This window comes from Petrotoga halophila DSM 16923 (assembly GCF_002924615.1).
The window spans coordinates 1-4,646 of record NZ_JALY01000053.1; the positions used below are offsets into that span (position 1 = coordinate 1).

General features: G+C 33.6%; 4 protein-coding genes and 1 tRNA gene. All 5 read right to left on the bottom strand.

The features are described from left to right. Positions 1 to 455, bottom strand: a 455-nt coding sequence (locus AA81_RS02360; protein WP_169999587.1) for a rod shape-determining protein, incomplete at its 3' end; no start/stop codon positions are given. 265 nt (positions 456 to 720) lie between these two features. After that, a tRNA-Arg gene (locus tag AA81_RS02365) sits at positions 721 to 792 on the bottom strand. Next, positions 783 to 1,475 (bottom strand): Holliday junction resolvase RuvX, encoded by a 693-nt coding sequence (gene ruvX / locus AA81_RS02370; RefSeq protein WP_103898074.1) that lies wholly within the window; start codon positions 1,473 to 1,475, stop codon positions 783 to 785. The genes AA81_RS02365 and ruvX overlap by 10 nt, the downstream gene beginning before the upstream one ends. Next, the gene (locus AA81_RS02375) at positions 1,454 to 1,735 is read right to left on the bottom strand and encodes a putative Se/S carrier-like protein (protein ID WP_103078541.1); all 282 of its coding nucleotides are present in this window, start codon (positions 1,733 to 1,735) and stop codon (positions 1,454 to 1,456) included. Before AA81_RS02375 ends, ruvX begins: the two co-directional genes overlap by 22 nt. Further along, positions 1,728 to 4,646: single-stranded-DNA-specific exonuclease RecJ (gene recJ, locus AA81_RS02380; RefSeq protein WP_146050327.1), on the bottom strand; the 2,919-nt coding region annotated here is incomplete at its 5' end. The genes recJ and AA81_RS02375, both read right to left, overlap by 8 nt.

A 4,646-nucleotide genomic window follows, 5' to 3' on the forward strand; every position in this document is an offset into this window, starting at 1 on the left:
ACCATGTGACCATTAGGTTCCGTGATATCTATTCCACTACCTATAGCAGCAGCTAAGGGTTCACTTATAAGAAATACTTTAGAAGCACCAATCCTACTCCCCGCCTCTTTAACAGCTCTTCTTTCAACATCTGTAGTTAGGGCGGGTATCCCTATGATTAATCGTGGTTTGTACATATTAAAACCTTTGGATTTAGCGCTTTTGACAAAATATCTCAACACTTCCTCTATGATGCTAGGATCCGTAATAACCCCATCTTGTACGGGCCGAACAATTTGTATTTGACTAGGAGTTTTTCCAACCATATTTTTTGCTTCTCTTCCTATTGCCAACATCTTATTTTTACTCTTATCCACTGCTACCACTGATGGTTCTTCAAGGATAATCCCCTGACCACGTTGGTATACAACAAAAGTTGCAGTTCCTAAATCTATTCCTAAATCAGATTTTGCCATAATTTACCTCCTGTTTTTTCTTAAGAGATTTTAAAGTTTAAAAAATATTCCCATCAATGCTTTAGCGCCCCTTTGGCCCCTCTGCCCGCCCATTTAAAGAAGGGATCTGCTGTCCCTAGCCCAGCGGGTGGGAGGAGGGCTCCGCCCTGTGACCTTTTAAAAACAGAATCTTAGTTTTGAAGCTTTCTAAAAATCCCTTCTAAAACTTAATTTTAGGGTCCTGTGCTCCGCTGCCCACCCCAAAATTGGTTTACCTAATTAAAAATGTGCCTGGCGGGAGTCGAACCCGCATCTTTGGATCCGGAGTCCAACGCTTTATCCGTTAGGCTACAGGCACATCAATTCCTTACAATTAATATTCACTTGAATTTTCTCTCTGTTTTCTTTAGTTGTTATAATTAAATCATAATAATCTTTTAGGTCAGATATCAAAGTGGTACTTTTGAATCCTTTTTTGTAGTAGTACCAAAATATCCAAGGGTCTTTTGCAAAGAAAGAAAAATTTTCAAACTCATTATTAATGAGAACATCCCAGATCAACACATCTTTGTAACTTGAAAAGTCTTTTTTTAGATTATATACTTCTTTTTCTGCCAAAGCAATGGCTTTTCCTGGGCTTTGAATAAAATTGGATAGAATGAGTACACTACTATTTTGGTCTTTGGTCTTTTTTACTTTTTTATAACTAACTTGTCCCCTGACCTCACTGTACAAAGAGGAAGTGGTCAATCTTTCGTCCACAAAGTAAATTTTGCAACCAATTCTTTCTTTTACCCTTATGGCTTCATCAATACTCAAAAAACTCTGTTTTGAATATCTCCCTGACATGGAAATTGGTAATCCAAACACGATTAAATCGTCATGGCTTAAATCCAACGAAATCAAATATTCTAAGAGTTTCTCTGACTGTATCGTCTCTTTTGGTAACGGAATATTTATATCTTGTTTTAAAAAGGCTATACCGCACTTTCTTGTTCCATAATCGACCCCATATACTTTTAAGTTCTTAAAAGTTCCCATATGATATCTTTCTCCAATTTAACCAATTCATATTTAACTCCATTTTCATCTAATATATAAATGACTTTTTCTTTATCTTTAGAGGAAAAACATATGACTGGCGCACACGCTTTTAAAACAGACTTGGGCGAAGGAAAAATCTTACAAAAAACGCCGTTCTTCGCTAACATCTCTTTTATTTCTAATATTTGATAATTTTCATTTAGTAAAACTAAATCAAGATCTAACGTCGTCCTCAAATCTTTATTCAATTTATACACTTCTCGCTCCTACTTTGGAATTGCCTTTCAAGAATTCAATTAATTCCCTTGTATCTAAATTTTCATAGAAATTGATGGAATTTTTCAATATCCAGTTATCCAATATGTTTTCTTTGAAATTGGAGCTTTCACGTAAATCCTTTAGATTAAAATTATTCAATATTTCTACTTCTTCTTCATTTACCTTTATCAATTTGGCATCTTCCATCACGTTTAAAACAGTTTCTGATAACGATTTATCACCCTTCAAAAGAGAATCTTGTATCTCTTCTACCTTGTAATGACCGTCGGCTATAAAATCATAGACTAGTTTTAATACTTTAAAAGATGGGTACTTTCTTGAATATTCGTAAAGTAATTTAACTTTGAACCGATTATTGTAAGCCAATATGATAGTTGTTCTTTGAGTCTTTTTCGTCCATGTAGAAACCAAGTCCAAAAGCTCTATGTCTGTCTTTGGAACATCCACAATTATCAAAATTGGAGAGAATTGCTTGACTTCAAACGCTATACCGTTGTTAGAAAACGAAGTTATATAAAAATTAGCTTTCTCATTTTTAAATTTTTCTCTAGAAATAAGTTTTTCCCTAAAACTCATTGAATGGTTGAAAAGTCTTATATCGTTCTCATCAACTTGTAATTTTTCGTCTAACAGTCTCACTAAAGATTTTTGCCTTTCATAATCGTTCAAAACCAATACTTTGCCATTTCTTTCATTTGTGTAATCCTTCAAAAGTCCCAGAATATTGTTTCTTTCTCTCACCACTTCAAAGCTATTATTATTAGAGAAAGATATAAGGATTTTAAATCCTGCTCTTTTTAAAAATTCTTTTAGCTCTTCGCTGTAAATAGAACTAAAAATACTAATTTTAGACTTTTGAAGAGCATATTTTCTAAATTGCTGATATTCAGGAACCTTTCTCACTACCGGATGAAATAATGAATAGAATGGTTCGTCGATAATAATTTCAGCTTGCATAGAATCAAGCAATTCACGATTTTTAATAAATTTGGGTACTGTAACGAATATCACATTATAACTAGATATAAGTTCTGGTGTGAGTGTATATTGATTGCTAAAGTATAATAGATTCTCTGGAAAATAAGTGTTTATTATCTTATATATGTGTTCCAATAAACTGTTTGTTGCAGAAACGATTATCAGCTTTTGATGCTCTTCTAATGATAACTGAACTTTTTTCAGTAAAGAATCATTTTTGATCTTACTTGGAAGAAACATTGCTACTTTACCCCTGGTTAAATTATCATTTAATATTTCTACATTCATGATCTTGTTCAGCTCATCGTGAAGAATATTAGATGCAAAGTTCCATTTTGCAATCTCACCTTGTTGTATTTCCTCATTAACCCTCAAATCTTGCAAGTAAAATTTAACGTAACTATTTTTTAAATTATAAGAGTTCTCTATTCTAAAGGTACCCACAAGATCAGTAAATAAATCTCTTTTTTTATTCTCTGTTAGCTCGCTTAATTTGTACCCTAAATCGTAGCCCAAAACATCTATGATTAAGGAATCTTTGTTGAGCATTCCTGAAAAACTTTGAGAACCGTTACGAAAGAATCTTATGTTTTCTAATTTAGCGTTCCTTATCAAAAAAACCGGCTCCTCATTCCCATATCCAAAAGGTTCTAACTTATTTATATCTTCAAACATTGTTTCCCATATTCCTTCTATTTCCATATCCACATCAATTTGAGAAGATAATTTTTTATCCCCATATAACTCTTTGTAAACCTCGTTAATCCCCGTTCTTAAAGTTCCTATATTTTCAGAGAGAAGGGAAAAACCCGCGGCAAACTTATGACCACCGAACTCTTCAAAAACACCTCTTTCATTAACTTTGAGAAGAAGCTCCATTAAATCTATGCCTTGGGGACTTCTTCCTGAACCTTTACCCATTTCCTGATTTTTTGATATCATCAAAACAGGTTTATTGAATTGATTTGACAGTTTGGAAGCCACTATCCCAAGAACTCCCATATGCCAGTCTTCTCCACTTAACACCAATACTGGGTCTTTTTTGTATTCTGGGTACAAATCTAACAAGCTTAAAGAGTATAGATAGATTTCCTTTTCAGTACTTTGTCTTTTTGAATTTAGCCGGAGTAATTCTGAAACCGCCTTTTTTAATTTTTCTTCATCTTTTTCAGTCAACAATTTAAAAGCTGCATGTGCATTTGACATCCTTCCTGCTGCATTTATCTTAGGAGCAACTTTAAAAGTGACTGTACGCGAATTTATTTCAGAATCAACTATCTTCAATTCATCGAGTAAATATTTTAAACCTTTCGTTGGATTGGTTTTTAATTTGTTCAATCCCATTTTAACCAAGTATCTATTTTCTGAGGTTATCGAGACTATGTCAGCAATAGTACCCACTGCCACAAGGTCTATATATTCGAAAGGGTCCAAAGAAACATAGTAACTTTTGTAAAGGGCTTGTAGTAATTTAAAAGTTACTCCGACCCCTGCCAGATCCTTGAAAGGATATTCATCGTCTTTCCTTTTTGGGTTCAATATCGCATCTGCTTTTGGAAGATTCTCTTGAGGCAAATGATGATCGGTAACTATAACTTTCATTCCAAGACTTTTTGCATAGTCAATTTCTTGTATGGATGTTGTACCACAATCAACAGTAATAATATTATTATAATTTTTGCCTTTTAACTCTGCTATAGCCTTAACGTTTAGGCTATAACCTTCTTCTATTCTAGATGGAATGTAAGAAGTTACATCGTAACCTAATCTTTTTAAACCAAGATACAAAACGGAAGTCGCAGTTACCCCATCAACATCGTAATCACCGAAGATCGCCACTTTTTCTTTTCTTTCTTTAATTTGTTTGAGAATTTCTACGGCTTTTGACATATCCTTCATCAAATAAGGATC

What these genes read in the sequence shown, in the direction of transcription:
- ruvX (WP_103898074.1), bottom strand. Translation starts at nt 1,475, where the DNA reads ATGGGAACTTTTAAGAACTTAAAAGTATATGGGGTCGATTATGGAACA.